This is a genomic window from Qipengyuania sp. Mu-71 (assembly GCF_036867055.1).
Taxonomy (GTDB): domain Bacteria; phylum Pseudomonadota; class Alphaproteobacteria; order Sphingomonadales; family Sphingomonadaceae; genus Qipengyuania; species Qipengyuania profunda.
On record NZ_JBAJHR010000002.1, the window covers coordinates 514,309 to 541,212 of the forward strand.

The window sequence follows — 26,904 nt, forward strand, 5'->3', positions numbered from 1 at the left end:
GACTCCAGGCGCCTGTGTGCGACCGGGTTATAGTTACATCGGCCCGGCTTCTCTTCGTTGAAGGTGCGCCTGAGCTTCGCGAACATCCAGCTCCCGGGTACTGTTTCCGGTGCGCAGCATGAGATGAGCGACACCCCCTTCGGTGTAGTAGACCGGATGCACGCTTTTCTCGACGATCACCCTGCAAACGGTCAGCCCGCCAAGCCCATGGAAACGACTATGGACCAGGGCACAAGCATCCCCGCCCAGGGCGTCTCTTGCAGTGTCCATCAAAAGTCGTTCGAATCCATCCTGGTTCGCGTGCTTGAGCGTTCGCATATCCGCTTCAATGCCCGCAACAGTCCCGTCATCTTCCACGCCGATCAAGAGCGTGCCACCTTCATGGTTGAGAAAACCCGCTATTGTCTTCACGACAACCTGCTGCAGGCGCCGGTTTACGCGCTCTTCGCGTCTGTCCCAACGCATAGACGACTTGAACTCGACATGCTCTCCTTCGCCCCGGGCAATGAGCAAAGGTAGCTCTTCTTCAAGCTCGCGTTCGAGGAAACGAACTTTCGAGCGTTCATCCAAAAGGCGGCTGTGATAAATACCAAACCCCAGCCCGATCGCAGCGCCCAACGCCACATACACAGCGCTCATCGTTAGCATTTCAAACGCGAATGCCGAAGACAGACGGTCAAGCAGAAAAGCGAGCGCGTTGCTTTGGGCGGCAATATTCGAGGCACCGAATTCATACCAGTAGACAAGTGTCGTCACCGGATGAAGGATCGCGAAACCCATGACTGCGCCTATGGCGGTGTGCAGGAGCAGACCCCGTCTATCGTCGCTGGATCGATATCGCGAAATTGTTCGTCTCCTGTCGAGGCGTCATTCTGATTGGTGTCGCCAGCCTTCTTTTGTCGCATCCGACACCCGCGTGGAACCAAGTGCTTGTTCCGATCGATAGAGCGCCGTTTCAAGCCAGTCTGATTTCCTCAAGCGTTATCTGAAGTACCGGTATAACGGCACCACGATCACCGCGATGTACCACCCATATAAGAAGCTGCCGATTGCGCCTGCGAGAAATCCAGGCAGAGTCAGCCATTCGTATCCGGGAAGCAGCGGTTCCCAGGCCTCATGCATATGGAACCGTTCGGGCGCGAGCAGGCCGAAAGCTATGCAGATCAAATAGCTGACGAGCAGAAACAGGCTGAGTGTCCAGCCCCAGGCGATGATCGAGGATTTGAGCGAACGCTCTGACATCATGGTTCTCCTGTTGAATTACCGTCATCTGGGCTGGTCGGCGTTTACGGATAGGATGCGAAGACTTTCTGGCCGTCCGGACCGAAAGCGATGACCTCATAGGGCTGCACTCGATCGCCCATTTCCATGCCGGGGGAGCCTAGCGGCATTCCGGGAACGGCGAGGCCGGTCACGCCCTCGGGCCTTTCGCGCAGGAGCCGCGCGATCGCTTCGGCGGGCACATGACCTTCGATGATGTAGCCCTCGACTTCCATTGTGTGGCACGACCACATATCCTGCGGTACGCCCTTGGCTGCCTTGAGCGCACTCATATCGTCAGTATCGACCGAAGCCACTTCTGCTTCCATGCCGCCCTCGACATGTCCTGCCCAGCTCAGGCAGCAACCACATCCCGGGTCCCTGAACATCGTGTAGGTGGCGGCCTGTGCGGCATTCGAGCAGGCCGCAAGCGTGAGAAGAACCGATGCCGTCAGCGAACGCCGCAGCGGCTTCGATGGATTGTCTTTGATCATGTTACATGCCTTTCTTGGAGCCGCGCCAGAGCGAAATGGTTCCGGTTGCGGTATGGATCTGAGCGAGCAGCTCTGCGCTTGCGAAAATTTCGCCTAGCAATTTCTCGACTGCTCCGTCAGCGCTCGGCTGGGTGTCTGGTAAACCGTCGAGAAGCTGAACGGTCGCGCGGAACATTGCGCGCATGAGCGGATGGTCCTGGCGCATGTAATCAGCGATCAGCACCATGCCGCCAGGAGCTAGCAAGGCCTCCATTTGCTCGAGGATCGCGCGCTTCTGCGACACGGGAACCTGGTGCAAAACAAGCGAGCTGACGATCGTATCGGGTCGCCGATCACCCGAAAGGTCGAGACTGTCGAGAAATCCGTTGTGCCATCGAACGAGGCCCGCAGCAGGACCAAGCTTGCGCCGTGCGATCGCAAGCGCTGCCGGATCGGGTTCTACGCCTAATAAATCTGCTTGGGGGCAGCTGGTCATGAAGGCTCGCAACAACGTCCCCGTGCCGCAACCTACATCCATGACCTTGTCGCCAGGTTTTACTCGAGCCTGTTTGACGATCTCCCGGCGCCATTTCGCCTCGCGCGTGAAAACGCCAATCGCACGATCGTAGAGCGGTGTGAGCCAGCTGTGGCCAAGCAGAGGAGTGAACTCCCGTTCCACTTTTGTGAGGCGTGCATTTTTCACCACATAATTTCCGATCTGTTCAAACAACCTTCGCTATTGTTCGTTGCACGTTCTGATACGCACAGCCGGGCCGCAGCCCTCAAAAAAGAAACTTAAGGGTTCGGGTATTCTATCGCGTATAGGAAGCGGGCAACCGACAGGAGCAATGGATGCGTAACAATCAGACACTCGATGCGATGCTTGGGACGCTGGGCACACAGGACTCCTTCAAAGTTCCGGACGATTTCATGACCGGCGTGTGGCAACGGGCAGGCCAGCTTGGCGAAATCGTTGAAAGACGCCGCAGGATGGCCTTGTTCGCGGGCCTGTTCGTCGTCGGCCTGGGAGCCGGTGCAGGCACCAGCGGGTGGCCTGCACAATTTGCTGGTTCCCAACCTGGCATAGCAGATAGCATCATTGTCGGAGAGCGGCTCTCGCCCTCCGAGCTGCTGCATGTGGAGCGCTAGACATTGAAGAAATTGCATATTGCCCTCGCGGTGCTGCTCGCGGCGCTCGCCGGTTGTCTCGGTGCGCTCGCCGCAGATCGCTGGGCCAATCACGATGCTGATACGGGCCTACATGCGTTCGTGCATGATGAACTCACACTAACAAACGAGCAGAAGCAACGCCTTGAGACACTCGAAGCGCGCTTCGCTGTGGAACGGGCCAGGCTCGAGGCCTCTGCGCGCGCTGCCAACGCCCAACTCGCGCAGGCGATGGAAGCCGAACACGAATACGGACCCAGGGTGGGGGCGGCCATCGACGAGGTTCATGCACGCATGGGCGATCTCCAAAAAGCAACGGTCCGCCATGTCTTCGACATGCGTGAAATTCTCGACCCCGATCAGCAAAGACGATTTGACCAGCAAGTGTCCAAAGCTCTCACCGACAGCCCGCGCAGCTGACCCCGCATGCCGGTAAAAAAGGGGGGCAATTCAGAACAAATACTTGTCGCGCAGGTCGTGGCCGGCAGCAGGCAGGCGTTTTCGTCTCTTGTCGAAGCCCACATCGCGCGGCTGATTGCGCTGGCGACGCGCATGCTGGGGTCTTCCTCCTCCGCTCAGGACGTGGTCCAGGATAGCCTCGCATCGGTCTGGCTCACCCGGCATCGTCTCGATGCCTCCAAGCCCGTCGGCCCTTATCTTACAACAATTGTCCTGAACCGGTGTCGCGACCGACTTCGCCGAAGGAAGGTCGTCGGTTTCTTCGGTTTTCCGAGTTCCGACGAGGTACAGGCGGTGGCCGACGACACGCCCGATCCCGAAAACCTTGCAGCGAGCCGTGAGCAACTCAGGCTCGTCGAGGCGGAGATCGGGCGGTTGCCCATACGCCTGCGCGAAGCGCTTGTGCTCGTAAGTGTCGAAGGCCGAAGCCAGGCCGAAGCCGCCGCGTTGCTCGGCACGACCGAGAAGGCGATCGAGACGCGCATATATCGTGCGCGCAACCGGCTGAGAGAACGGGTCAAAAACTTTGAGGGGTACAGCTGACAGGCGCGTAAGGGTGGGTGTATGTCACATCAGGAGCCGCATTCAATGATTTCCGTAAATCGACGCAAATTCCTTGGTACGGGAGCAGGCGGGATGGGCCTGCTTGGCCTTGCCGGAGCAATGCCGGCCTGGGCGCGCGGCGGTGACCTCCTGGCGGGAAATGCCCGTAAGGGACTGGACGAGGTGGCGGGGCCGAATATCGACCTCACCGTAGCCCGGTCCGCCTTCGCAAGCGGCAACAGGCGCGGCGGCGCGATCGCTGTCAATGGCAGTATTCCAGGACCTCTCCTGCGCCTGCAGGAAGGAACGACGGTCCGGCTAAACGTGCATAACCAGCTTGAGGAAGATACGTCCATTCACTGGCACGGGCTTCTCGTACCATTTGAGCTCGATGGCGTTCCGGGAGTGAGCTTCCCCGGCGTCAAGCCGGGTGAGACCTTCACCGCCGAATTTCCCGTGCGGCAATCGGGAACTTACTGGTGGCATTCGCACAGCGGCCTTCAGGAACAGGCGGGCCACTATGGCGCGATCGTGGTCGATCCCGCAGGTCCCGATCCGGTGCAGGCCGACCGCGAATATATCGTGGTGCTGAGCGAATTCAGCGACATGTCGCCGCACGCGATCTTCGACAAGCTCAAGAAGGGCGAAGGCTACTTCAACTACAACCAGAACACCTGGACTGATGATTATCCGCTGTCGGGTGAAGACCGCCGGATGTGGGCGAAGATGCGCATGATGCCGACTGACATCCTCGACGTATCGAGCGCGGCCTATACCTATCTTCTGAATGGCCATGGCCCGCTGGACAATCTGGAGTATCTGTTCCGGCCGGGTGAGCGGGTGCGCCTTCGCTTTGTTAATGCCGGCGCGATGACTTTCTTCAATATACGCATCCCCGGCCTACCCATGACAGTGGTTCAGGCTGATGGACAGAATGTCGAACCGGTCGAGGTCGATGAGCTGCAGATCGGTGTCGCCGAAACCTACGACGTTGTCGTCACCCCGCGCGAGGAACCGGCCTACACGCTGGTGGCGGAGTCGATGGACCGCTCTGGCATGGGCATCGCGACGCTGGCGAGCAGGCCCGGCGCGCGCGCAGCTATACCTCCGCTGCGCGATCCGCCGCTGCTCACCATGGCCGACATGGGCATGAGCGGTATGGACCACGGTGCAGGCACTGGTGGTGACATGTCAGGGATGGATCATGGAACCGATGGTGCCATGGCGGGCATGGATCATGGTTCGAGCGGAGCGCCGAACGGCGACGCAATGGCGGGGATGGCAGGCATGTCTGGCATGCAGATGCGCGATACGTCGCGCCTTCCGCCTGACGTGAAGGTCGGCCCGGGCCTCGACATGGTATCGATGAACCCGGTCGATCGCATGGGCGATCCGGGCATTGGCCTTGCCGATGTGCCCCATCGCACGCTCGATTATCGCAAGCTTCGCGCGCTGAGGCCGCACGAGGAAGGCAGAACTCCGTCCCGGCGGATGGAAATCCATCTGACCGGCAATATGGAGCGCTACATGTGGTCGTTCGACGGCAAGAAGTTTTCCGCCGTCTCCGACGAACCGATCCGCTTTGCCTATGACGAGCGGGTACGGGTCAAGCTCATCAACGACACGATGATGGCGCATCCGATCCATCTCCACGGTCATTTCTTCGAACTGGTCAATGGTGCCCCTGCGGATCGCCAGCCCTTGAAGCACACGGTAATCCTGCAGCCAGGCGGCAGCGCCCAATTCGACCTGACTGCCGACGAGCCGGGTGACTGGGCCTTTCACTGTCATCTTCTTTACCACATGCACGCCGGGATGTTTCAGATCGTCACGGTCGCCAATCCGGACGGGAGCGAAGCATGAAGACTTTTCTAGCAAGCCTGCTTGCCTCGCTCGCTGCCGGAACGATGCTGTCGGCACCGGCTTCGGCACAGCATGCCGGGCATGACACCAGTCAACCCCAGCCCGGGGCTCAGCCGGTCACGGGCCAGGATGCTGCGGACAGGTGTGCGCAGGAAGCGCAGCGCCATCGGGACATGGGCCATGCCGTTGCGGACGGCGCTTGCGAGCCGACCGCCAGCGACCAACCGGCGATGGATCACGGAACCATGGATCATTCGCAGATGAGCCAAGGGGCGATGGCCGAAGGTGAAGAAAGTTCGGGCATGGAGATGCCCATGGCGCAGTCCGGTCAGGAATCCATGGAAATGGATCACAGCCAGATGAATCATGGCGATATGCCTCAAGGCCAGGCGAGCCAGAGCGAGATGGACCACAGCCAGATGGACCACAGCCAGATGGACCACAGTCAGATGGGCCAGGTTTCCGCGCCGTCACCAGCCATGCAGGGAATGGATCATTCCGCAATGCAAGGGTCTGCCGACGATATGATCCCGCTCCTCCCGCCTCCGCCCGAAGCTGGCAGCGGCCCCGCGCGCGCCGGTATTGCAATTTGGGGCGAGGAAGCCATGAACGAAGCCCGGCAGGAGCTGGTCCGCGAAACCGATGGCGGCATGCGGCTATGGATACAGGGCGACCGCGTGGAATACCGGGCGCGCGAAGGCGCGGACGGCTATCTTTGGGACGTTCAGGGTTATTACGGCGGCGATATCAATAAGTTCTGGTTCAAATCGGAAGGCGAGGGCAGCTTCGGCGAACCGATCGAAGGGGCCGAGGTGCAGGCTCTGTGGAGCCGCGCCATCGCACCCTTTTTCGACTTCCAGGCTGGTGTCCGACAAGACTTGACCGGACCTGAACGCACCCATGCGGTGATCGGCATCCAGGGTATTGCCCCTTACAAGTTCGAAGTCGATGCTGCGGCGTTTATTTCCAGCAAGGGCGATGTGACGGCCCGCATCGAGGGCGAACTTGACCAGCGCATCACCCAGCGGTTGATCCTTCAGCCGCGCGCGGAACTTGCACTTTCGGCTCAGGATATTCCGGAGCTGGGAGTTGGCGCGGGGATCGACCGAATCGAAGCAGGCCTTCGCCTGCGCTATGAATTCGCACGCGAATTCGCGCCGTATATCGGCGTCTCTCAGGAATGGCGGATAGGCGATAGTGCCGCCTATGCCCGTGCGGCCGGCGAAGACCCGAGCGTGACGAACTATGTCGTCGGTGTCCGGTTCTGGTTCTAAAAAAAGGAAAGACTAATGAAGAATTCGATGATCATTCAAGGTTTGATGGCTTCGGCCCTCGCAGTTTCCGCAGTACCGGCGATGGCGCAGACCATGGATCATTCGGCGCATCAGGAACAAGCTGAAGCGATGGAGATGGACCATTCGGCGCAAGGCATGAACCATGCCGATCACATGGCGGCCATGAACGACGATGTCGCCGGTGCAGAAGCGGCTCTGGTCGCCTACCGTGAGGCCTTGGTTGCCCGCGACGGTGACGCAATGGACGCTCTTTTTGCCGACGAATCTTTCGTTTACGAGAACGGCAAGGACGAAGGTAGCTTCACGCATTACATGGAGCATCATCTCGGGCCCGAACTGGATGCAATTGCAAGTTTCACCTTCGGTGATCCGACCGTCGCGGTCACCCGCATGGGACATCTCGCTTACGGGCGCGAAACCTACACCTACCGGATCGAACTGACGGATGGTCGGGTTATCGAGCGCGAGGGCGTGGCCACATCCGTACTTGCCCATGACGCCGATGGCTGGAAGATCGTGCAATATCATTCCTCGTCGCGCGCGCCGCGCAACCGCTGATCGGAGTGCGAGGGGGCAACCGAGTGGCGAAACGCTCGTTCAAGCTGCGCCTGCATGTCCTGGGCAGCAAGCTGCACAAATGGCTGGCGATCTTCGTCGGCCTCCAGGTGCTTTTGTGGATGGGCACCGGAGCTTTGATGTCCTTTCTCGATCTGGAGGAAGTGCGATCCGAGCATGTCATCTCGCGCGCAGCACAGACGCTTCCCGACGATGCCGCCATCCCGCGATGGCTGTCCGACAGCGATGACATTACCGCAATCACGACCCGGGTTCTTGATGGCAAGACTGTTACTGAGGTGCGGCGAGCCGATGGCGCGGTGAGCCTGCATGAGCCACAAAGCGGTCGGATATTATCTCCCATTCCCGCAGCCACGGCACGTTCAATTGCGCGGCGCGCCTGGGTCGGTCCGCAAACATCCATCCATGCGGCGCGCCTGGTCGACGAAAGCGTTGGCACCGAATTCAGGGGCCCGTTTCCTGCATGGCAAATCACCTATAATGACGTGGCTAACACGCGCGTCTATGTCGATGCATCGAGCGGTGCGGTCCTCTCCGCGCGAAGCGACACGTGGCGGTTCTTCGATTTCATCTGGGGGCTGCACATCATGGACTGGACGCAGCGCGACCGGATCAACAGCTGGTGGCTTTTGCTGTTCGGCATCGGCGGGACAATTATCGCGATCTCGGGCTTCGTCTTGCTGGCCAACAGGTTCCCGAGGACTAAGCGCCGGGCGAGACATGGCCAAGTCGCTCGTTGAGACTGCTTTCAGTTCAGTTGCGCTCGGTTTGAGCAAACCGAACCAGAAGGATCGTCAGCGCAGGCACGATCGTCCACATCGCGATCGGGATCAGAGCCATGCCGGTCAATGGTTCATGGGGCATCAGATCGCTATAGCGCCAGCTCAGCAGGCTGTCTGACGGTAGCGACGTCGCCATGATTTCGACAGCGATTGCAACGACAAGGCCGAAACCGAAGTATATTGCATAAGATATCCTGGCGCCTTGGCGAAACCAGGCGCGCCCGCCCTTCATGGCTGCGAGCGTGTACGCTGCGAGCAGGATAAGTCCATCGCCCAGGCTCGCAATGCCGCAACGAATGGTCTGTTCATAGGGTTCGAGATTGCCCGGAACGAAAAACGGCATCTGGTAGATTTCCCAGACGAACGCGATCAAGCTGCCGCAAATATAGACTAGCCAATGGGTTCTGGTCACCTTGCCATGATTCCACAGATATGTGCATCGCAAAGCCGCTCCTGGCCTGCATTTTCGGTCCTCGATCGCGTTTGCATTGCCGGATTACTCAGCCTCTCCATGATCCGCGTTGTCGGTAAGCCGAGCAGCACGGTCAAGAAATTTGCGCATGTCATTTGCTGCCAGTTCGGTAAGAGGGTGCCTGCTCGCCTCGGGACGCGGTTCAATCATGTCCGCGCGCTTTCTGATCTGTTCGATCTGCTCACTGCTCGCTCCGGACAGCAGGCCAAGAACGATGTTTTCGAGCGTGATGAGCCGAATGCGCATCTGCACCAGTTCGGCCTTGTCCGGTTCCGGGACTTCCCAGCTGCCGTCTTCGTTGACCGCGCTCATCGCAGCATTCCCGGCGGCTTTTCTGATACCATGACCGTCTCCTTCTTTTCTCTTGGCTTGTGCCGGAAACGTGGCTGAAAATCAGTAATGCTGCAACCGGCTCGGCTGTTGGCCTGCCCTTCGCCGCCACCATCTCTTGCGTGATTGTTTGAGGGGGAGCGACGTTCGCTGCGTAAAGGTGATGAATGCACAAGGCATCCACCACCTGACCAAAGAAGGGAATTCGACCATGAACCGCACAGCCTTGGCCCTCTTGCTCGCCACTGGCCTGACAGCCTCCCCGGTAATGGCACAGCAGCAGCATGACCATGCAAATCAAGCTGTAGCACAGCAGCAGGATCACAGTGGCCACATGATGCAGGATTCCGAGGCCATGACAGCCCATCGTGAGAAGATGGCTGAAATGCGCGCGCTGATGCAGCAGGCCCGCGCCGCGAGCGATCCCGCCGAACGCCAAAGGCTGACGGCCGAGCACCGCGAAAAGATGCAGGAGCACATGGCGGGCATGATGCAGGGGGGCAACGCCGATATGATGGCGGCCTGTCACCAGCGCATGACGATGATGCACGATATGATGGAGCAGATGGCTGCCCAGCAGGATATGGCGCAGCAAGACTAGGAACCGGCGGCCCGGATCGGTGCTGACGCTCCCCCGGGCTTCGCTCGCTGCAATGGGTCGCAATTCGGACAGACGTGCAATCGCCCGAGCACACAAAATCGCATAACTCCTGCGCTGGCCCACCCTCAGAAAACTGTTTTGAGGGGTGAGATCTCCAGATGCGTAACAATCTGTAGGGCAGCGGAAAGCCGCCTAGAAAGGGCACTCGTCAATATGAAGCCAATCCAACTGTTGGCGCTTGTTTGCGCAAGTCTTCTTTGGGTCAGCCCGGTCCACGCGCATGGCGACGAAGCGCATGGCGGGGCCGAGAGCGCAGCTGCGCCTGCGACAGCCAGTCCAGTGAACAATTCCGGTGAAGCCCAGGAGCTATCGAATGGCGCTTCGGGTGACGCTCATGCTTCCGGCGGGCACGACGAAGCATCGGGAGAGACCGCCAATGTGAACGAGGAGGGCTTCGTTGGTGTGCTCAAGAGATTGCATCCCGCCACGGTACATTTCCCGATTGCCCTGTTTCTGATGGCCGCGCTGGCCGAGCTCTTCGTCGGTAAGCGAAGAGGGGCCGGCTTGGAGCCTGCGGTACGCGTGCTCATTTACGGCGGTGCGGGCGGCGCCGTCATTGCGGCCATATTCGGGTGGATACACACCGGACTGTGGTTTGGCGGGGATACGGCAATGCAGCTCCATCGCTGGAACGGCATGCTCATTGCCGTTCTGGGTGTTGTACTCGCCGCGCTCGCGCACCGCCGCCCGGAAAGCCGGACGATGCTGCGCATTGCGCTTGCTTCGATGGCTGTGCTCATTCTCGCCCAGGGGTTCCTCGGAGGCGAACTGGCGCATGGCCAGAACCATCTCGGCATATCTTGGCTGTAGAGGATAGTATGATGCGTAAAAGCAAATCGAAGATGACAGCCACCGGTCTCGTTCCAGCCGTGGCTGCCCTGTTTTTCCTCGCCGGGTGTGACGAAGCGCAGGTTTCGGCGCCTGACGCGCAGGCGCCAATGGGCATAGGAGCTGCGCCATCGGCTGCCACAGCTTCCCTCGATGTTGAGGGTCCGAAAAATTCCTCGGATGCTAACCGCGAGACGCAGTCAGTGACCGCAGGAACTTCCCCTGAGAGCATGGGCGAGGCCTCAACCAGGCCGCGCTCCGGCAACTCGCGCGCGGCACCAGTGACGCCAATTTTACCGGCAGATGCCAGCGCGGTCACGCCGACAGCCGAGCCCGCCGACCCGCATGCAGGTCACGATATGCGGACGATGCCGGATCACGACATGAAAGACATGTGACGCGAGCGGGAAAGAACATCGAGCGTCTTTTACATCGCTCACCGAACAGGCGGTCCCGACGTCCCCCCGGAGCCCTGCGGGTCGCAGGTGCAATTGGGCCGCTTTGAAACCCCGCGTATGATACGCTCATGCGCGGGGTTTCTTCTGCACGAGGCAATTTTCAGGAGAGCCGCGATCTGAAAGAATATTGTGTCGTGCAAGTGTCATCCCCCTCCCGAACGGGCGACCGGAACAGTGCTATCGGAGCTATGATAATACTGGTGCTGTAGACGCTCGGCCTCTGCCCGGTGCGATGATTGACTGCTGCGTCGCCGCTTCAATTTGGAGAATTCCATATGGTGATCGAGAAGAAGGATAGAGACCTTTTGCGATGGGAAGATGAAGGCGGCGCGCTGCCCTGTGGACCGCAAGAAGCTGTGGGAGCCGCATGTGACAAACGCGATAGTACCGAACGCTCTGATGCAAGCAACGTAACGCCTGATGGCGCAGAAATGAAAAAGGCTAGCTTGTCACCGTAACTCGCAGTGATCTCCTTTTACGTCATGTCCTTGCAACCGATGTGTCGCCGGTTAGCCCCGAGATGATGGCCTTGGGTATCGAGCGCTGCCGGGTCGATTTCGGCTTTGAGCAAGACCGGGTGAAGCGCTTCGCTTGGTGGGGGTTGCCTCATAGGCTTGGGTCTGCCTCTGACCTTGAGCTGAGTTCGAGGATCCTGATGATTGCGGCGCTGCCCGCAATTTCATGGACCTTCTTGCTGCAAGCGGAGGGACCGCGGCCTGCGAATAAAGCGTTGGACCATTGCGCTGCCTTCATGCCCACTCCGAACCCAGTCCGGCTTTTCATGCGAACCTGTCTGAACCAGGTCAGCTGAGCCCGGCAACCCATTTTCTTTCCGGCCGTGTTGCCCGCTGCGCGGGCTGCCCGCACCACCCGGCGTAAATGGGTTTCCCTTGGCGCTGCGCGCCTGCGGTGCAGTCCTCCCATGCCCTGTTTCTCATCGACGGTCGCAAGCCGGAAATGGTTTCCGGGTTGAGAGCTGAAGGAGAATTTATCATGACCAATATCGTTATCCTCACCGGCCGCATTGCCCGTGATCCCGAAACACGGGAAACCAAGAGCGGGACCAGCGTCACCGGGATCACCGTCGTTACCGATCGCCCCGCTCGCGACAAGGACGGCAAGACCTACAAGGATGAAAACGGCTACACCGCCAAGGACAGCGAATTTCACCGCGTGACCTGCTTCAACGGCCTCGCCAAGACGGTCGGGCAGTATTGCTCGAAAGGCCAGCTGGTGTCGGTACAGGGCCGCCTGCACTACACCCAGTGGGACGATCAGGACGGCGTGAAGCGGTACGGCTGCGAGATTCTCGCCGACAAGGTCGACTTTCTCTCGCGCGGCAACCCTCAGAGCGGTGAATCTGGCGGCGAGAGCGATAATCGCGACGCTCCCGAAATCGACTGATCTCTCCCAGTCGATCTCTCCCGAAGGGGTCCTGTCCTCACCGGACAGGGCCCCTTCTTGTGTTGTTCAGGAGCGTAAGAGCGGGGAGGGGCTGACCCACGGAAATCTGATCATGACGGGCGTGCAGCCACCGCATCAAGGACGGCGGGGCCCCACCATTTTGCCTCCTTTAGCTGCGCTGCAGTTCGACAAAATCGTTTCCCCCAACGCCACTTCGTGGTCGCCCGTGCGGGCGATCCTGTGACCCGGTACCTGCACGCCCGTCTGCCGGTCCTCCTGCCGTTTCAAGGCAGACATCAGGAGGATATCATGGCTACACTCACTCAATCTGTACAGAGCTCGGACAGCTATTTCGCAGCTCTGGCTGTTGCCGAACGGCGTGCTTTGCACAGCTTCTTTGACCAGCACGTCGTCGAGGATGACGATCTCGGTCACTTCGCCTTCGATGAGGGCGACTACAATGCGCTGCCGGCGCATCTGGCAAGCCGCATAGTGCATACTGTGCCCGGTGCGATGCTCGAGTTCTGACGCGCGATTGGGCAGGAGCCTTCTCCGGTTCCTGCCTTTTTGCGTGTCCGCATGCAGGAGGGATGGCTGCGAAAAGCGGAGCGGGGCTGGGGACGCGCTCTGTCCCGCGCTGCCTCCAGCAGCGCTCCTGAGGGCGCGGCATATTCGTTTTGGGCCCCGCGCGCACTGCGAACCGGCAGCGGGTCGGACCGGCGCGAAGCTGGCGGGACCGACAAGTCCCGGTCCCTGGCTCCGCACGCGATCCTTTGCCGCCGCCTTGTTCGCGGTGCGGAGCTTGTTGGGGGCATCGCTCATGATCGGGTGGACGATGGACTCTCGTGCGTCCGCACGGTCAGCGACACATATTTGGCGGCAGGGCAGCAAGGCACGGGCGACAATTGTTCTCGCGTAGTTCTGTCGCTCCCCCATGGGACCAATTGCCCGCCATCACTCTCTGCAACAAGCGGCAGCTCGCCGCACCATCCACCCCATGTTTTGCGGAGATTACCCATGACCGCCGTTCCAGAACCAGTTCGCCCCCGTTTTCTGCGAACGCCCGATGCTGCCGTTCATCTGGGCCTATCGCCGCGTACGCTGGAAAAACACCGCTGCTACGGGACCGGTCCCGCTTACCACAAGCTGGGCGGGCGGATCGTCTACCGGCGCGAGGATCTCGATGCCTGGGCCGAACAAGGGCTGCGCCGCTCGACCAGCGATCCGGGCAAGGGCGTGGTCCATCCCGCTAAAAGGATTGACGGCTACACCGGCCCGGTTCGGCGCTGAGGGCCTGTTCAATGACGGCCCGCACGACCTTTGCCAGCGCAGCACAGCAGCTCGATCTGTTCGTCGGAACCTCCGCAGCAATCGCGGCGCGCGATGCGCAGGACCTGATGGCATGGCCCTTTTTCAGCCTCGCCAAATCGAAGCGGGTGAAGCCCATCGACTTTCGCATGGGCGACATCTCAATTCTTGTCGAGGCAACTGCCGAACATGGCATGGCAACCATATGGGACGCCGATGTGCTGATCTGGGTGGCCAGCCAGATCGTCGAGGCGCGCGATGCCGGAAAGCCGACGTCGCGGCTCATTGCCGCCACCCCGCATGAAATCCTCGCCTTTACCCGCCGCGGTACCGCCAAGGCCGCCTATGAGCGACTGAAAGCCGCGCTCGACAGGCTGCAATCGACCAGCATCGCGACATCGATCCGCCAGCTGGGCGGACGCCGTCGCCACCGCTTTTCCTGGATCAACGAATGGCGCGAATGCCTCGATGGCAATGGCCGCGCGCTCGGCATCGAGATGATCGTGCCGGACTGGCTCTATGAAGCGGTCATCGACCGAGCGCTCGTACTCACGATCGACCCGGCCTATTTCACGCTGACCGGGGGCCTGGAGCGCTGGCTATACCGGATCGTGCGCAAACATGGCGGCAAACAAAAGGGCGGATGGAGCTTCGACATTGCCCATCTTCACCTCAAATCTGGTGCGCTTTCACCGCTCAAACGGTTCGCTTTCGAGATGCGCGCAATCGTCCGGCGCCAACCGCTCCCGGGCTATACCCTCTCGCTCGACCACCAGCTGGGCCGCGAGCGGCTGAGCTTCGTGGCAATTCCCGTCGATCCCTTCGATGTCGCCCGTCGGCGGATCGGCCTGCCCCCTGTGGACAAGTCGGTGTGATGTTCGGACTATCAGGAACCCCCGCGCACGGACTATCAGGAACCGCAAGTTCGGACTATCGGGAACCGAAATGCAGCGCAAACCCGCAGAAATGCTGGCCTTGCGAGCTCCTTAACTATCCTAACAAGGAATCTTATCGATTCCTGCTAACGTCGCCGCGCCTGTGCACGGCCGACTGGCTGGCACCGCCGCGCAGCAGCGCCGTGCGGTGTGATGGCGATCCGCCGCTGACCCACGTCACTCTGGTGTGGCAGGAAGGCCTGCGCGAAGACTGGCTGCGTTTCGGCAAGCCGGTCGGTCAGCGCATCATCGATCGCAGGACACGGGTCGAAAGCTATAAGCCGGGGCAGCTCTTCGCTTTCGTGCGCTGGGCGTCCAACGAATATGGCACCATCCATTCGGCTCTCGCAATTGCGCGCGCGGTCGCAGCTGGCGACACCTATTCCACGCTTCCGCAAGTCGATCCGGGCGCAGAGATACTGCTCTCGGTCCGGGGCTGGCCAAAGGTGCGCCAGGTCCTTGGCCTGATCGATGCAATCGATGCAGGTGGCACCGATCCATGTGAGGTAGCGCCCGACCACTGGCGGCACATGCACAACCGGCTTGCAGCTGGAATGCCGCCACGCGCCTATCATCCAGACCGGCACCGCGTCTGGCTGCGCTACCGGAATCTTCGGCCATGAAGCGTCGAACGGTCCTCATCGCGGGCACTGTCTGTGCTGCCGCATTGGTCAGCGCCGTGCTGCCACTCTCGCGCGTTCTGATCTGGAATGCGACCGCCAGCGTGCCGACGGGACTGTATCATATCCGCGGTACGGCAGGTCTGCAGGTTGGCGAGCGCGTGGCGATTGATCCGCCGCCTCGGCTGCGCGATTACCTTGCGACACGCGGTTATCTGCCGACGGGAATTCCGCTGCTGAAGGAAATCGCGGCACGTCCCGGCGACACTGTCTGCAGGCAGGGTCTGACCATCACCATCAATCGTGCGCGCGCCGGTGTGGCGCGCTCGGCAGACAGTATCGGGCGCGCTCTGCCGGTCTGGCAAGGCTGCCGGACCATCGCAGCAGGCCAGATATTCGTCATGAACCGGCGCGCGTCAGGCAGCTTCGACGGGCGCTATTTCGGACCCATCGCGCGCGATCACTTGCTTGGCCGGGCCAGCCCTGTCTGGACCGACGAGCACGGTGACGGCGCGCATATCTGGTTCGCGCAGCCAAGCATCACCGCAACCTCAATCAACAACCAAGGAGACGATCAATGACATATATCGGCACATTCACAGCGACCCGCGATGGCTTCGAAGGGCGCTTGCAGACGCTCACACTCGATACAAGGCTCGCCCTCGTACCTGCGCAACCGTCCGAAACCGAGAATGCGCCGGACTACCGGATCATGGTGGGTGACAATGACGCCGTCTACGAAATTGGTGCGGGCTGGAAGCGCGTCGGCGACAAAGCCGGCGACTTTGTCGCGGTGCTGATCGACGATCCGGCATTCGCCCGGCCAATACGCGCCAATCTGTTCGCATCCGATGACGGCTCCCACGTTCTGACGTGGTCGCGCCCTGCGCAGCGCGCCAGCAAGGCTTGAACCGTGCGCCTCGGTATCGCACTAACCGCGCTTCTCGCCGCGCTGGCGCTCGCGTATCCTCTGCAAGCGAGCGGGCAATCGCGCGCAGCGCAAACGCACCCAGATTCGATCGATATTGCAGCACATGTGCGCGAGGCCTCGCAGCGCTTCGGCATTCCCGAGCACTGGATTTATGCCGTGATCCGCATTGAAAGTGCGGGCCGGACGCGCGCAGTGTCGTCGGCAGGCGCGATGGGATTGATGCAGCTCATGCCTGGCACCTGGGCGCGCCAGCGCGATCGGTACTCGCTCGGCAGCGATCCTTTCGACCCGCGCGACAATATCCTCGCGGGCACATCGTACTTGCGCGAAATGTATGACCGCTACGGTGTAGCTGGCTTCCTTGCAGCTTATAATGCGGGGCCGGGGCGCTACGAGGCCTGGCTTGCAGGACGGCGTTCGCTCCCCCTCGAAACCCGCCGCTATGTCGCGAAGATTGCGCCCCTGCTGCAGATCGAGCGCATCTTCGTCGCGGCGGGTTCACACTCTGCGGACGCTCCGGGCGCGCCCGATGCACCTGTTTCCACTTCGGATTATGCCCCCGGCGATCGGGGTCTCCCGGAGGCCTCGGGCACCGCTTTTGTCCGCCCGGTACGGCCCGCGCATGATCTTTTCGCGCCCATATCGACAGTTGCCGACCAATGACAGCCAGGCGGGCATCCCTGCGTTCTGCGTCGTCCGCTAGCGAAGTTTTGCGAACGGGTTGCGGGCTGGTCAGAAAGGGTAAGAGAGGATGGCGAGATAAAAGCAGCGCCGTCGTCCGGGCTGCATGTGGTTGGTTTTTCTGGGTAATTAGCGCCGTCTCCGGCATTGCTCTGCTGTCGGTTCCTTCAAATTCTGCATATTTTTCAGCGCTAAATGCGCCGTCGCTCGTCAATTTTGAGCATGGCTGACGAGGATTTCAACGTCAGGCCGGGTCGCTCGGGCGACAGCGGGGAGCGCCAATATCGCAAAGCCAGTACGCTGGTCGGCCGCGTTCTTCAGTCATCTCGACGGGCCGGCCACACACCGCTTCACCAAGGCAAGGGTCGGACGGGAACGGGCCATTTCGGTCGGGGCAGACACGCGGCACTCGGACTCCGCCGAAGTCCCGTCCAGCGCCGTGTGGTGATCAAGGCCCGCGTTGTGCGGCATGGGGGTGCGCGTTTCCGCTCGGCGCCGCTCGCGCGTCACATCTCCTATCTTGAGCGCGATGGTGTCACGAAGGATGGATCGCATGGCCAGATGTTCGATGTCGCTTCCGACCAGGCCGATGGGGATAGCTTTGCCGATCGCTGCGAGGACGACCGGCACCACTTCCGCTTCATCGTCTCTCCTGAGGATGCCAACGAGATGGGCGACCTGCGCGCCTTCACGCGTGAATTGATGACCGATATGGCCAGCGATCTCGACACCAGGCTTGACTGGGTGGCCGTCGATCACTGGAACACCGACAATCCGCATATCCATGTGCTGGTTCGCGGCGTCGCGACAGGCGGCGAGGACCTTGTGATCGACCGCGCCTATATCAGCGAGGGGATGCGCGCCCGCGCCGAGGAACGCGTGACCATCGAGCTGGGACCGCGCAGCGAACGTGATATCCTCAATGCTCTGGCGCGCGAGGTTGACGCTGAACGCTGGACCAGTCTCGATCGCCGCCTGCACAAGCAACGCGGCGCGTTTGGCGAGATCGATCTGCGGCCCGAAGCCGGTTCGGACGCACGTAGGGATCGCTCGATCTTGATTGGTCGCGCCCAGGTGCTCGAACGCATGGGACTGGCTGAGCAGGTGGGACCAGCAAGCTGGACGCTGGCATCCGATATCGAGCCCACGCTTCGGGCACTTGGAGAACGCGGCGACATCATCAAAACGATGCACCGGGCCATGACCGGCAAAGGCTTTGATGCGGACCCGGCGCGGCTGGCTTTGCATGACGAAGCGAACGGTGAGCGTGTGATTGGCAGGCTCGTCGAGCGCGGGCTGCATGACGAGCTTACTGGCAAGGCCTTTGCCATCGTCGACGGGGCCGATGGGCGCATTCATCACCTGCGTTTTCCCGACCTCGAGCGGACAGGTGATGCCGCGCCAGGTGCCATCGTGGAGACGAGCGCATGGACCGATCGGAAAGGCCGGCAGCAGATGAGCCTGCTTGTTCGCTCCGACTTCACTCTCGAAAGACAGATCGGTGCAGGCGGTGCGACCTGGCTTGATCGGCAACTCGTATCGCCCCGCCTCAAAACCGTGGCAGGCGGGTTCGGGTCGGAGGTACGCGAGGCATTGGCTAAACGGGCCGATGTCCTCCTGGAGCAAGGCTTAGCCAAGCGTCAGGGGCAAAAGATCGTCTATGCTCGCAATCTGCTTGGCACTTTGCGTGACCGGGACCTGGCCAATGCGAGCGATGCGCTCGCCTCGCGTCACGGAAGCACCATGCAGAGCGCGACTTCCGGGGATCATGTCGCAGGCGTGTATCGGGAACGCGTCACACTCGCTTCGGGCCGGTTCGCGATGATCGACAACGGTGTGGGTTTCCAACTCGTCCCCTGGCGGCAGGATCTGGAGCGCCATCTGGGCCAGACGGTCGCAGGCAGGGTCAACGAGCGCGGCAGTGTTGACTGGAGCTTCACGCGCTCACGGGGGCCTTCTGTCTGACGGGGCTGTGCAGACAAATCTGTCCTTGACGAAACACCATGTGATGCGTAAACAAGCGTCAGGAGATGCGATATGGCAAGTATAGCATTAGAGCAAGCCGAAGCACCGCGAGGCATTCAGACCTTCGCGGCCAGTGATGATCGTGACCGCCTGACGGGCGCGGCAGTCAAAGCCGTTCTGCGACTTGTCGACGCTTGGGGTGGCAGTAATGCCGAGGGCGCTGCGCTGCTCGGTGTCTCTGAAAGTACCTGGGACCGGATGAAGGCCGGAACTTGGGAAGGCGCGCTTAGCCAGGACCAGTTGACGCGCGCTTCGGCGTTGATCGGCTTGTTCAAGGGGCTGCATCTGCTGTTTGCCGACGACATGGCCGACCGCTGGCCCAGGCTCGTCAATACGGCACCTGTGTTCGACCGGCTTTCGCCAGTCCAGGCAATGATCGAAGGCGGTATCCCGCGTATGCTCGAAACCCGCCAGTATATTGACGCGCTTCGTGGCGGGCTCTGAGAGCGATCCCGAACCGCCGTCGGCCGATCTGGCTACCAAACGAGAAGCGTTCGAGCGCACCATTCGGCTGGTTTCGAGTGCGCGCCTGCGCGACGCGGCGATGGCGCCGCTCACTGACGATGACGATGAACTTACGCTGCTTGCGGAGATCGAAGGGGCGACTAGCTCGCGCCTGATAGCCGAGGAGCGCGGCCATGGCGGCCTTAGCGCCGAAGAATTGGTGCACGGCGTGCCGCATGCCAAGTTCATCAATGCGAGTTTCGCTTACGCCAAACCACGCGAGCCGGGGCGATTTAACCCCGCGGATCGTGGGGCTTGGTACGCGGCCCTGGCGGTCGAAACCTGCCTCGCCGAGGTCGGACATCACCTGACTCAGGCGTTGGCGGATGCAGCCGATTTCAATGCCGTGGTGGAATATGGCGAGATGATTGCAAGTATGTCCGGCATCTTTGTCGACCTGCGCGGCACGTCCGATCATCCCGGCCTCCATCCAAATGCTGAAAAGGGTTATCCGGTCGGCAACGCGCTGGCGGCGCAGGCTCGTGCCGAGGGTCACAACGGCATCATCTATCCCTCGGTTCGCCATCCGGAAGGGATTTGCATCGCGGCGCTATGGCCCAATGTCGTTCAGTCGGTGACTCAGGGCGCCATGTACCGTCTGACCTGGTCGGGTAGTCCTGAATTTACATGGGAGGCCGCGTAGGTTCTAGACGCTCATTCTGTCTCAGGGGTTGGGTGGGACGAACATCTCATTCTCATTAATCCGCCGATTTCGCATGCTCGACTATCATCAGGACAAGCCCTGCGAAAACCAACCCGAAGCCCAAAAGGTGAGACCAGCGAAAGGATTCGCCAAGTAGGACGTAAGATAGGACAAGCGCGCTAAGGGGCATGACTGCCATCGCACCTGCCGTGAGTGCTCCTGGCGCTTTGCGGGCACCATTATACCATAGAACAGGAGCGAGCCCTCCTGTGGCCGCACCCCAAAAGGCCAGCGCAAAATAACCATCCCGACCTATGCCGGAAAAATCAAACGGTCGAGAGTCGAAAACAAAAGCCAGAGCAACGAAGAGCAAAGCGGCAATGAGCGATGCTGCCAGAGTGGCTTCCAGTGAGCTGATCCCGTCGGACAGTTTGCGCGCAAGCAGGGTGTAGGCTGCCTCGAAGCACACAGCCATTGCGACAAGCGCTGCGCCAAGGATCGGCGCTTCGGTGGCTCCGCTTCCCCCGGTTCGCAGCAGATTGATCATTACGATCCCCGCGATCGCAAGGGCCAATGCTCCTGATGTGCGCCAGTTCATTGCGGCACCGAAGAAAACTACGGCCGCGGCGGCAGTCACTGCCGGTGTCGCGCTCATGATCGTGGAGCCGATCACGCCTGTGGTGAGACGCATGCCAAAAAGCATGGCTGCGGTGAAACCGACCATCCCGAATAATGAGATCGCGACAATCACCAACCAGTCCGACCGCTTCGCACGAGCAAACCTTTTCGTCAGCAACCATGTGAATGGAGCAAGGACCAGACAAGCGATCAGCATGCGCATGCATGACGCTGTGAAGACCGAGAACTGCTGCCCGATTAACTTGCTGAGCGGCGTTGCACTGCCAAAGAGTGCCATGCCTAGCAAAAGCTGCACGACAATCGCAGGAGTGGTCGTTGGTCTCTCGGATACCATGATACTGGAACGACTTAACATGTCGGGTTTCGTTCGCAAATCATAGCCTTGTTGTCTTATCCGGCACAGGGTCCAGCAAGCGGGTTCCGTGCCAGCCGCGCTGGATTGATCCGTCTTGCCACGACCCCGCCTCCTGCTTCTTTGGCTACGCTGGACCCCGATCACACGCATTCGAACTTGATACCGGCGTTACAACTGCCTCCTGTTATTGAGCGAAAGGAGGCGACTGTGTCGGCAACCAAGATCCTGTGGGGCCAGATCCTGGCCGTATTTGCGCTGGCGCTTGCAGGAGTCTGGGCGGCCACCCAATGGACTGCTGCAACGCTCGGCTACCAGCAAGAGCTCGGTCCAGCATGGTTCACCGCGTTTGGTCAGCCGGTCTATCCGCCATATTCGATCTTCTGGTGGTGGTTCAGCTTCGAGGCCTATGCTCCGCGAATATTCGAAACCGGCGGGATGATCGCCGCATCGGGCGGTCTGATTGCGGTGGTTGTGGCAATCGCCATGTCGGTCTGGCGTGCCCGCGAGGCCCGGACCAGCGCGACCTATGGCTCCGCGCGCTGGGCAACCCGCTCCGAGATCGCCCGCGAAGGGCTACTCGGCGGCAAAGGCGCAGTGATCGGTCGCCATGCCAATCTCTATTTACGGCATGACGGACCCGAGCATGTGCTGTGTTTCGCCCCGACGCGCAGCGGCAAAGGTGTCGGCCTCGTTGTCCCGACGCTGCTGACCTGGCCGCATTCGGCCATCGTTCACGACATCAAAGGCGAAAACTGGGATCTCACCGCAGGCTTCCGTTCGCGTTTCAGTCGGGTCCTGCTGTTCGATCCGACCAATGAAGCCTCTGCGCCGTACAATCCGCTGATGGAGGTGCGCCGGGGAATTAACGAAGTGCGCGACGTCCAGAACATCGCCGACGTGCTGGTCGATCCCGAAGGCTCACTCGAACGCCGCAACCATTGGGAAAAGACAAGCCATGCCTTGCTGGTCGGAGCGATCCTCCATGTTCTTTATGCCGAGCCTGACAAGACCCTGGCCGGAGTGGCGTCGTTCCTGTCCGACCCGAAACGCTCGATCGAGACGACGCTCACCGCAATGATGGCAACGCAGCATCTGGGAGCGGAAGGCGTCCACCCGGTTGTGGCGAGCGCCGCACGCGAACTGCTTAACAAGTCGGAGAATGAGCGTTCGGGCGTCCTCTCAACCGCGATGTCTTTCCTTGGTCTCTACCGCGATCCGGTGATCGCCAAAGTCACGCGGCAATGCGACTGGCGGATCGCCGATCTCGTCGATCCGGCGCGCCCCGTCACACTCTATCTCGTCGTGCCGCCGTCCGACATCAGCCGCACCAAGCCGCTTATCCGGCTCATTCTCAACCAGCTGGGCCGCCGCCTGACCGAAGACCTGAACGAAGGATCGGATCGACGCCGATTGCTGCTGATGCTTGACGAATTTCCGGCGCTCGGTCGTCTCGACTTTTTCGAAAGCGCGCTTGCCTTCATGGCAGGCTACGGCATCAAGGCATTCCTGATCGCGCAATCGCTCAACCAGATCGAGAAGGCTTACGGTCAGAACAACGCGATCCTCGATAATTGTCATGTCCGGGTCTGCTTTGCGACCAATGACGAGCGCACGGCGAAGCGCATTTCTGAATCGCTTGGCACCGCGACCGAACTGCGCGCGATGAAGAATTACGCCGGGCACCGGCTCTCGCCATGGCTTGGCCATCTGATGGTCTCACGCAGCGAAACGGCCCGGGCCTTGCTCACCCAGGGTGAGATCATGCAGCTGCCCGATACCGATGAGATCGTGATGCTCGCAGGCGCGCATCCGATCCGGGCGAAGAAGGCGCGCTACTATGCCGATCCCAGATTGGCGAAACGGGTCGAGCCACCGCCGGTAGCCGAACAATCGCCCAGTCAGCCCGGCGCCGGAGAATGGGAAGGGGTGATTGCGCGCGCACCCAAGCAACCGCTTGTCGCGTCGGATGACGCTGAGCCGGAAGATCGCGACACGGTTGCCGATGGCGGTGTCCGGCGCGAGCCCGAACTACCCCAGCACGAGGATATAGCGCCCGCGCCACCGCCACCGCGCAATGAATTCGAGTTCGACGACCGGCGCGACGACGAAGAGACGGGCAGAAACCGCCGGATCGCCGACCAGATGCGCGCCAATGCGCAGCGGGCGGCGCTCGATCCCGATGACGGGATCGAATTGTGAGCAAAGGCAACCGCATCAAGCACACTTTCCGCCTGCCGCCCGCTCTCTCGCGGCAACTGGCCGACTTTGCCGGACGCAAGCGGGTATCGCAGGCTTCGGTGGTGGAAGCCGCGATCGCTTCGTTCTTGTCGCCCGATGGATCGGAGAGACTCGAGGCGGCATTCTCTCGGCGCCTCGACCGGATTTCGCGTCAGATCGACAAGCTCGACTATCACGTCGAGGTCGGAAATGAGGCGTTTGCTCTTTACCTGCGGCGCTGGCTCGAAGTCACGCCCGCGCTTGGTGCCGGTGCCTCTGCTGCTGCGCGGGCCGACGCCGAGAAACGCTTCAGTCATCTCGTCGAGGCGCTGGCCCGCAGAATGGAAACGGGAAAGCACCTGTCCGACGAGCTTATTCGTCGGGAGCCACAACATGATGAGGCGGAAAATGGCCAATAGGCCATTGGAAGCGCGCCTCGGTGTCTTCACGGCAACTTCGCGCGCAAAGACGCGCAGACCTTGGTCAAATGCTTCAGTTGGGAAGGAGGAGAGATGCGCTCTGGAGCAGGGCGAATTGCCGACGCGCCAGTCTATAGGTGCAACTATTCCAACTGCTTGCTAGAGGTTGTGTAATGCGCACCGAACTCGATCATCTGCCACCGCAAAAACAGCGCGAGCTTGAGCGCGTGGTGCAGCTTATCTTCGAAGAATTCGATGACGCCTTCGCGCTGGCGAGGCACGACTGGAAGAAGGCCGGGCGCATCCTCAAGGTCATTCTGTACGGCAGCTATGCACGCGGAACATGGGTCGATGAACCCCATACTGCAAAGGGCTACCAGTCTGACTATGATCTGCTTGTTATCGTCAATGACAAGCGTCTGGTTGACCGCATCAAGTACTGGTCCAAGCTCGATGACCGGCTGATGCGCGAATACGGCGTCACCAAGACCCTCAACACGCCGGTGAATTTTATCGTCCACACATTGCAGGAAGTGAACGACGGCCTCGCGCACGGGCGCTACTTCTTCATGGATGTCGCGAAAGACGGGGTGGCGCTCTACCAGGCAGACGACACCGAACTGCATAAGCCTAAGCCCAAAACGCCCGAGCAGGCACTCGCGATGGCGCAGGAGTATTTCGACGAGTGGTTTCCAACCGCGATGCAGCGATACGAGCTATCAAAGGTGGGTCGAGAGCGAGGGTTTCTAAAACCGGCAGCGTTTGACATGCATCAATCCGCCGAATTCCTCTATCACTGCGTGCTTTTGGTCTGCACCTTCTACACGCCGCACGTGCACAACCTCGGTTTTCTGCGCACCCAAGCGGAGAGGATTGATCCACGCCTCACCTATGTCTGGCCACGCGATACGCGCCGCGATCGGGCGCGCTTTGAAAAGCTCAAAGAAGCCTACGTGAAGGCCCGCTACTCACAGCACTACCGCATCACCAAGGAGGAACTCGAATGGCTCGGAGAGCAGGTCGAGGAGCTCGGCCGCGTTGTCCATGATATATGCTCGGTAAGGCTTGAGAAGCTCAAGAGTGAAGCAGTCGCTTGACCGTGGCTTGCCAGCGGGCCCGATTACACTTCACACTATGACTGTTTTGCGCCCTAATCTCGGTCATTCGTGGCTGCACTTAAAAGGACCAAAGCGGTCGTTTCGATCGTCATATTTGCTCGGATGCGATGGGGCGATTTGCCGGAACGACAAACACCCCAGGTGCCCGTCCGGCACGTGGCGGATCCCTCATGTTCGCAGCAGCGGCTTGGTTTGCCGTTCTCCTCTTCACAGGAGAAACGCTCTCACATCTCGATGAGAGCGAGATGGGCGGGGCACGTGGACTGGCAGAAAGCGGGGCGCTGGCTATTGCGCGATCATGGCGGAGGTCGATCGCCGCATCGCGGGCCGCTCACCATAGGTTAGCGCGCGCCAGACCCATTCGAGCGGGCCGTAAGAGAAGCGCTTGAGCCAGAAATTGCTGATCAGAACTTGCGCCCCGTAGAAAATCGCCACCAGTGGCAGGAAGGTGGCGATGCCGGCCTTGCCAGCCAAGGCGAGTCCAGGCCCGACCCCGGTGAGGATCAGGACAATCGCAATGCTCTGAAGCACATAGTTGGTCAGCGCCATCCGCCCCACCGCTCCGAACGGGGCGAGAAGCCACTTGGCGGACCGGCCATTGAAAAGGAGAATGAGCGCGCAGCCGTAGCCGATTGCAATCAGCGGCGTCGCCAAGGCGTGAAGAATGCCGCCCCATGCGCTGATCGCCGAGAGCGTGGTGCCCGGCTCGGCATTCTCGGTAAGGAGATGGGTCGCTTCCAGCGCAAGGCCAAGCACCAGGGTGGGCCACAATACCCGGCGGAACGGCGCGAGATTCGTCGAGGCGTTTTGGATCCACCCCTTTCGCGCGATCCACGCGCCGATATAAAACCTCCCGGTAGCGTATGCGATCCAGGCAACGGGGCCGCCGTTCATGATCCAGCCGAGCCAGTTGTTTTCCGCCATCAAGCCCATGAAGGTGACAAAATCGCCTGACTGCGCTGCGGCCTGGCGGGCCAAGACTTCGCTATCGGCGGAAGTGATCGCATCGAGCGTGACCGAAACGCCGGACCACTCGAAAACACCGGAGATCAGAGGCTTGGCAAACAGGAGCAGCGCCCCTCCGACGACCAGCATCGTGCGCGCTGACAGCTTGCGACTGAACAGCAGGATGAAAGCGGCGATCCCGTAGACATGCAGGACATCCCAGGAAAACAGCAGAAAGAAGTGCAGCCAGCCGAAGATCAGGAGGATGCCGGCACGCCGGAAGTAGATCGAGCGGAACGGTGCGCCGCGTGCTTCCAGGCGCTCCATTTGAATCCAGAACCCCATGCCGAACAGGCAGGCGAACAGGGTGTTGGCCTTGTCGGAAACGAACAGGCGCAGCCAGAATTCGATCGAGCTGTTGAGCGCGGCGTTGGGTAATGCGGCAAGTTGATCGGCGGTGATGGTGACGCTCTCGCCGCCAAATTCCCACAGGTTGATCGTCATTACTCCGAGCAAGGCGAAGCCTCGCAGCACGTCGAGCTCCCCGACCCTGTCTTTCGCAGTAATCGGGGCGACCGCCTCGCTCATGGCGCTTTGCCGGTGGCCCGCGCGACAGCGAGTGTATCAATATGCTGCTGGAAGGTAGCGATCTTGCCATCCTCGACAGTCCAGACATGGACAACCTGCGGGTTGCAGGGCTGCCCGGTCGCCTTCCCGGTGCCGGTGTAACGGCCTTCCATCACGACGCTGGTCTCGTCCGCGATGAAACGTCCCGGCTCGACGCCGAAATCGTCCAGCACGTCGCCCAACCGCGCGAAGACGCCTTCGAGCACGGCCTGCGCGCCGACATAGGGATTGCGGTCCGCCAGCGGGAAGTTCTCCGCCTCCATCCAGCGGACGTCATCGGCCATCAGCGATGCAGCTGTGTCCTTGTCGCCAGTGCCGACGGCAGCATAGAATTGCTGCACGATCTCCAGTGCCCTGGTCATGGTG

At 60.8% G+C, this 26,904-nt stretch carries 33 protein-coding genes; 24 read left to right on the forward strand and 9 right to left on the reverse strand.

From position 1 onward, the window contains the following. Positions 1 to 33: 33 nt before the first annotated feature. From V6B15_RS14380 to V6B15_RS14395, 4 genes are all read right to left on the reverse strand, one after another. On the reverse strand, positions 34 to 780 hold the full coding sequence (locus tag V6B15_RS14380) for an AlbA family DNA-binding domain-containing protein (protein WP_050600414.1): 747 nt from the start codon (positions 778 to 780) through the stop codon (positions 34 to 36). Between the two features lie 201 nt (positions 781 to 981). Further along, complete coding sequence (locus V6B15_RS14385; protein ID WP_050600497.1) at positions 982 to 1,242, reverse strand: DUF5676 family membrane protein; 261 nt, start codon at positions 1,240 to 1,242, stop codon at positions 982 to 984. 44 nt (positions 1,243 to 1,286) lie between these two features. Beyond that, positions 1,287 to 1,754, reverse strand: a complete 468-nt coding sequence (locus V6B15_RS14390; protein ID WP_050600413.1) for a DUF411 domain-containing protein — start codon at positions 1,752 to 1,754, stop codon at positions 1,287 to 1,289. Position 1,755: 1 nt separating this feature from the next. After that, positions 1,756 to 2,463, reverse strand: a complete 708-nt coding sequence (locus V6B15_RS14395; RefSeq protein ID WP_228135258.1) for a class I SAM-dependent methyltransferase — start codon at positions 2,461 to 2,463, stop codon at positions 1,756 to 1,758. Between the two features lie 122 nt (positions 2,464 to 2,585). Here V6B15_RS14395 and V6B15_RS14400 point away from each other — a divergent pair, with 122 nt between their 5' ends. From V6B15_RS14400 to V6B15_RS14430, 7 genes are read left to right on the forward strand one after another with little or no spacing between them, the layout of a single operon-like run. After that, the gene (locus V6B15_RS14400) at positions 2,586 to 2,882 is read left to right on the forward strand and encodes a hypothetical protein (protein WP_050600412.1); all 297 of its coding nucleotides are present in this window, start codon (positions 2,586 to 2,588) and stop codon (positions 2,880 to 2,882) included. Positions 2,883 to 2,885: 3 nt separating this feature from the next. Then, entirely contained in the window at positions 2,886 to 3,320 is a 435-nt protein-coding gene (locus V6B15_RS14405) for a periplasmic heavy metal sensor (RefSeq protein ID WP_050600411.1), read from the forward strand. Between the two features lie 6 nt (positions 3,321 to 3,326). Next, on the forward strand, positions 3,327 to 3,902 hold the full coding sequence (locus V6B15_RS14410; RefSeq protein ID WP_050600410.1) for an RNA polymerase sigma factor: 576 nt from the start codon (positions 3,327 to 3,329) through the stop codon (positions 3,900 to 3,902). Between the two features lie 45 nt (positions 3,903 to 3,947). Continuing rightward, positions 3,948 to 5,765 carry a copper resistance system multicopper oxidase gene (locus V6B15_RS14415; protein WP_063505472.1) on the forward strand — a complete coding sequence of 606 codons (1,818 nt, stop codon included), beginning with the start codon at positions 3,948 to 3,950 and terminating at the stop codon, positions 5,763 to 5,765. Next, entirely contained in the window at positions 5,762 to 7,039 is a 1,278-nt protein-coding gene (locus V6B15_RS14420) for a copper resistance protein B (RefSeq protein WP_050600408.1), read from the forward strand. The genes V6B15_RS14415 and V6B15_RS14420 overlap by 4 nt, the downstream gene beginning before the upstream one ends. Before the next feature lie 15 nt (positions 7,040 to 7,054). Beyond that, a complete protein-coding gene (locus V6B15_RS14425) occupies positions 7,055 to 7,618 on the forward strand; it encodes a YybH family protein (protein WP_228135257.1) in 564 nt (187 codons plus the stop codon). A 23-nt stretch (positions 7,619 to 7,641) separates the two neighbouring features. After that, positions 7,642 to 8,376 carry a PepSY domain-containing protein gene (locus tag V6B15_RS14430; protein WP_050600407.1) on the forward strand — a complete coding sequence of 245 codons (735 nt, stop codon included), beginning with the start codon at positions 7,642 to 7,644 and terminating at the stop codon, positions 8,374 to 8,376. Between the two features lie 13 nt (positions 8,377 to 8,389). Here V6B15_RS14430 and V6B15_RS14435 read toward each other — a convergent pair whose 3' ends face one another. Further along, on the reverse strand, positions 8,390 to 8,791 hold the full coding sequence (locus V6B15_RS14435) for a hypothetical protein (protein ID WP_228135256.1): 402 nt from the start codon (positions 8,789 to 8,791) through the stop codon (positions 8,390 to 8,392). Positions 8,792 to 8,914: 123 nt separating this feature from the next. Continuing rightward, positions 8,915 to 9,202, reverse strand: coding sequence for a hypothetical protein (locus tag V6B15_RS14440; RefSeq protein ID WP_050600405.1), 288 nt, complete (start codon positions 9,200 to 9,202; stop codon positions 8,915 to 8,917). Positions 9,203 to 9,383: 181 nt separating this feature from the next. On the opposite strand from V6B15_RS14440, the gene V6B15_RS14445 reads away from it, so the two are divergent. The 14 genes from V6B15_RS14445 to V6B15_RS14510 all read left to right on the forward strand — a co-directional run bounded on the left by V6B15_RS14445 (position 9,384) and on the right by V6B15_RS14510 (position 20,218). Beyond that, positions 9,384 to 9,821, forward strand: a complete 438-nt coding sequence (locus tag V6B15_RS14445; RefSeq protein WP_050600404.1) for a hypothetical protein — start codon at positions 9,384 to 9,386, stop codon at positions 9,819 to 9,821. A 213-nt stretch (positions 9,822 to 10,034) separates the two neighbouring features. Next, complete coding sequence (locus tag V6B15_RS14450) at positions 10,035 to 10,691, forward strand: DUF2231 domain-containing protein (protein WP_230832329.1); 657 nt, start codon at positions 10,035 to 10,037, stop codon at positions 10,689 to 10,691. An 11-nt stretch (positions 10,692 to 10,702) separates the two neighbouring features. After that, positions 10,703 to 11,107, forward strand: coding sequence for a hypothetical protein (locus V6B15_RS14455; protein WP_156488758.1), 405 nt, complete (start codon positions 10,703 to 10,705; stop codon positions 11,105 to 11,107). 1,053 nt (positions 11,108 to 12,160) lie between these two features. Beyond that, on the forward strand, positions 12,161 to 12,571 hold the full coding sequence (locus tag V6B15_RS14460) for a single-stranded DNA-binding protein (RefSeq protein WP_050600401.1): 411 nt from the start codon (positions 12,161 to 12,163) through the stop codon (positions 12,569 to 12,571). A gap of 309 nt (positions 12,572 to 12,880) precedes the next feature. After that, positions 12,881 to 13,099: a hypothetical protein gene (locus V6B15_RS14465; protein ID WP_082847497.1), complete on the forward strand. Its 219-nt coding sequence runs from the start codon at positions 12,881 to 12,883 to the stop codon at positions 13,097 to 13,099. A 489-nt stretch (positions 13,100 to 13,588) separates the two neighbouring features. Further along, positions 13,589 to 13,861, forward strand: a complete 273-nt coding sequence (locus V6B15_RS14470) for a helix-turn-helix transcriptional regulator (protein ID WP_050600399.1) — start codon at positions 13,589 to 13,591, stop codon at positions 13,859 to 13,861. A gap of 11 nt (positions 13,862 to 13,872) precedes the next feature. Next, positions 13,873 to 14,754 (forward strand): replication initiator protein A, encoded by an 882-nt coding sequence (locus V6B15_RS14475; protein ID WP_050600398.1) that lies wholly within the window; start codon positions 13,873 to 13,875, stop codon positions 14,752 to 14,754. 203 nt (positions 14,755 to 14,957) lie between these two features. Beyond that, positions 14,958 to 15,437: a DUF2840 domain-containing protein gene (locus V6B15_RS14480; protein WP_228135255.1), complete on the forward strand. Its 480-nt coding sequence runs from the start codon at positions 14,958 to 14,960 to the stop codon at positions 15,435 to 15,437. Further along, on the forward strand, positions 15,434 to 16,015 hold the full coding sequence (locus tag V6B15_RS14485) for a S26 family signal peptidase (protein WP_050600397.1): 582 nt from the start codon (positions 15,434 to 15,436) through the stop codon (positions 16,013 to 16,015). Before V6B15_RS14480 ends, V6B15_RS14485 begins: the two co-directional genes overlap by 4 nt. Then, positions 16,012 to 16,344, forward strand: coding sequence for a DUF736 domain-containing protein (locus tag V6B15_RS14490; RefSeq protein ID WP_050600396.1), 333 nt, complete (start codon positions 16,012 to 16,014; stop codon positions 16,342 to 16,344). Before V6B15_RS14485 ends, V6B15_RS14490 begins: the two co-directional genes overlap by 4 nt. A 3-nt stretch (positions 16,345 to 16,347) precedes the next feature. Continuing rightward, complete coding sequence (locus tag V6B15_RS14495; protein WP_082847496.1) at positions 16,348 to 17,028, forward strand: lytic transglycosylase domain-containing protein; 681 nt, start codon at positions 16,348 to 16,350, stop codon at positions 17,026 to 17,028. Positions 17,029 to 17,268: 240 nt separating this feature from the next. Further along, the gene (locus tag V6B15_RS14500) at positions 17,269 to 19,011 is read left to right on the forward strand and encodes a relaxase/mobilization nuclease domain-containing protein (RefSeq protein ID WP_050600395.1); all 1,743 of its coding nucleotides are present in this window, start codon (positions 17,269 to 17,271) and stop codon (positions 19,009 to 19,011) included. Positions 19,012 to 19,083: 72 nt separating this feature from the next. Then, on the forward strand, positions 19,084 to 19,515 hold the full coding sequence (locus V6B15_RS14505; RefSeq protein ID WP_050600394.1) for an antitoxin Xre-like helix-turn-helix domain-containing protein: 432 nt from the start codon (positions 19,084 to 19,086) through the stop codon (positions 19,513 to 19,515). After that, positions 19,490 to 20,218 (forward strand): RES family NAD+ phosphorylase, encoded by a 729-nt coding sequence (locus V6B15_RS14510; RefSeq protein WP_198143449.1) that lies wholly within the window; start codon positions 19,490 to 19,492, stop codon positions 20,216 to 20,218. Before V6B15_RS14505 ends, V6B15_RS14510 begins: the two co-directional genes overlap by 26 nt. A 55-nt stretch (positions 20,219 to 20,273) precedes the next feature. On the opposite strand, the gene V6B15_RS14515 is transcribed toward V6B15_RS14510, so the two are convergent. Continuing rightward, positions 20,274 to 21,362 carry a DMT family transporter gene (locus V6B15_RS14515; protein WP_083437335.1) on the reverse strand — a complete coding sequence of 363 codons (1,089 nt, stop codon included), beginning with the start codon at positions 21,360 to 21,362 and terminating at the stop codon, positions 20,274 to 20,276. Positions 21,363 to 21,419: 57 nt separating this feature from the next. Here V6B15_RS14515 and V6B15_RS14520 point away from each other — a divergent pair, with 57 nt between their 5' ends. The 3 genes from V6B15_RS14520 (at position 21,420) to V6B15_RS14530 (ending at position 24,945) form a co-directional block, all read left to right on the forward strand. Then, positions 21,420 to 23,411, forward strand: coding sequence for a conjugal transfer protein TraG (locus V6B15_RS14520; RefSeq protein WP_050600392.1), 1,992 nt, complete (start codon positions 21,420 to 21,422; stop codon positions 23,409 to 23,411). Then, the gene (locus V6B15_RS14525) at positions 23,408 to 23,848 is read left to right on the forward strand and encodes a hypothetical protein (protein ID WP_050600391.1); all 441 of its coding nucleotides are present in this window, start codon (positions 23,408 to 23,410) and stop codon (positions 23,846 to 23,848) included. Before V6B15_RS14520 ends, V6B15_RS14525 begins: the two co-directional genes overlap by 4 nt. 173 nt (positions 23,849 to 24,021) lie before the next feature. After that, positions 24,022 to 24,945, forward strand: a complete 924-nt coding sequence (locus tag V6B15_RS14530; protein ID WP_050600390.1) for a HEPN domain-containing protein — start codon at positions 24,022 to 24,024, stop codon at positions 24,943 to 24,945. 306 nt (positions 24,946 to 25,251) lie between these two features. Here V6B15_RS14530 and V6B15_RS14535 read toward each other — a convergent pair whose 3' ends face one another. Together V6B15_RS14535 and V6B15_RS14540 are read right to left on the reverse strand one after the other, a co-directional pair. Continuing rightward, positions 25,252 to 26,499 (reverse strand): DUF418 domain-containing protein, encoded by a 1,248-nt coding sequence (locus V6B15_RS14535; RefSeq protein WP_050600389.1) that lies wholly within the window; start codon positions 26,497 to 26,499, stop codon positions 25,252 to 25,254. Beyond that, entirely contained in the window at positions 26,496 to 26,900 is a 405-nt protein-coding gene (locus V6B15_RS14540) for a nuclear transport factor 2 family protein (RefSeq protein WP_050600388.1), read from the reverse strand. The genes V6B15_RS14535 and V6B15_RS14540 overlap by 4 nt, the downstream gene beginning before the upstream one ends. Positions 26,901 to 26,904: the final 4 nt, after the last annotated feature.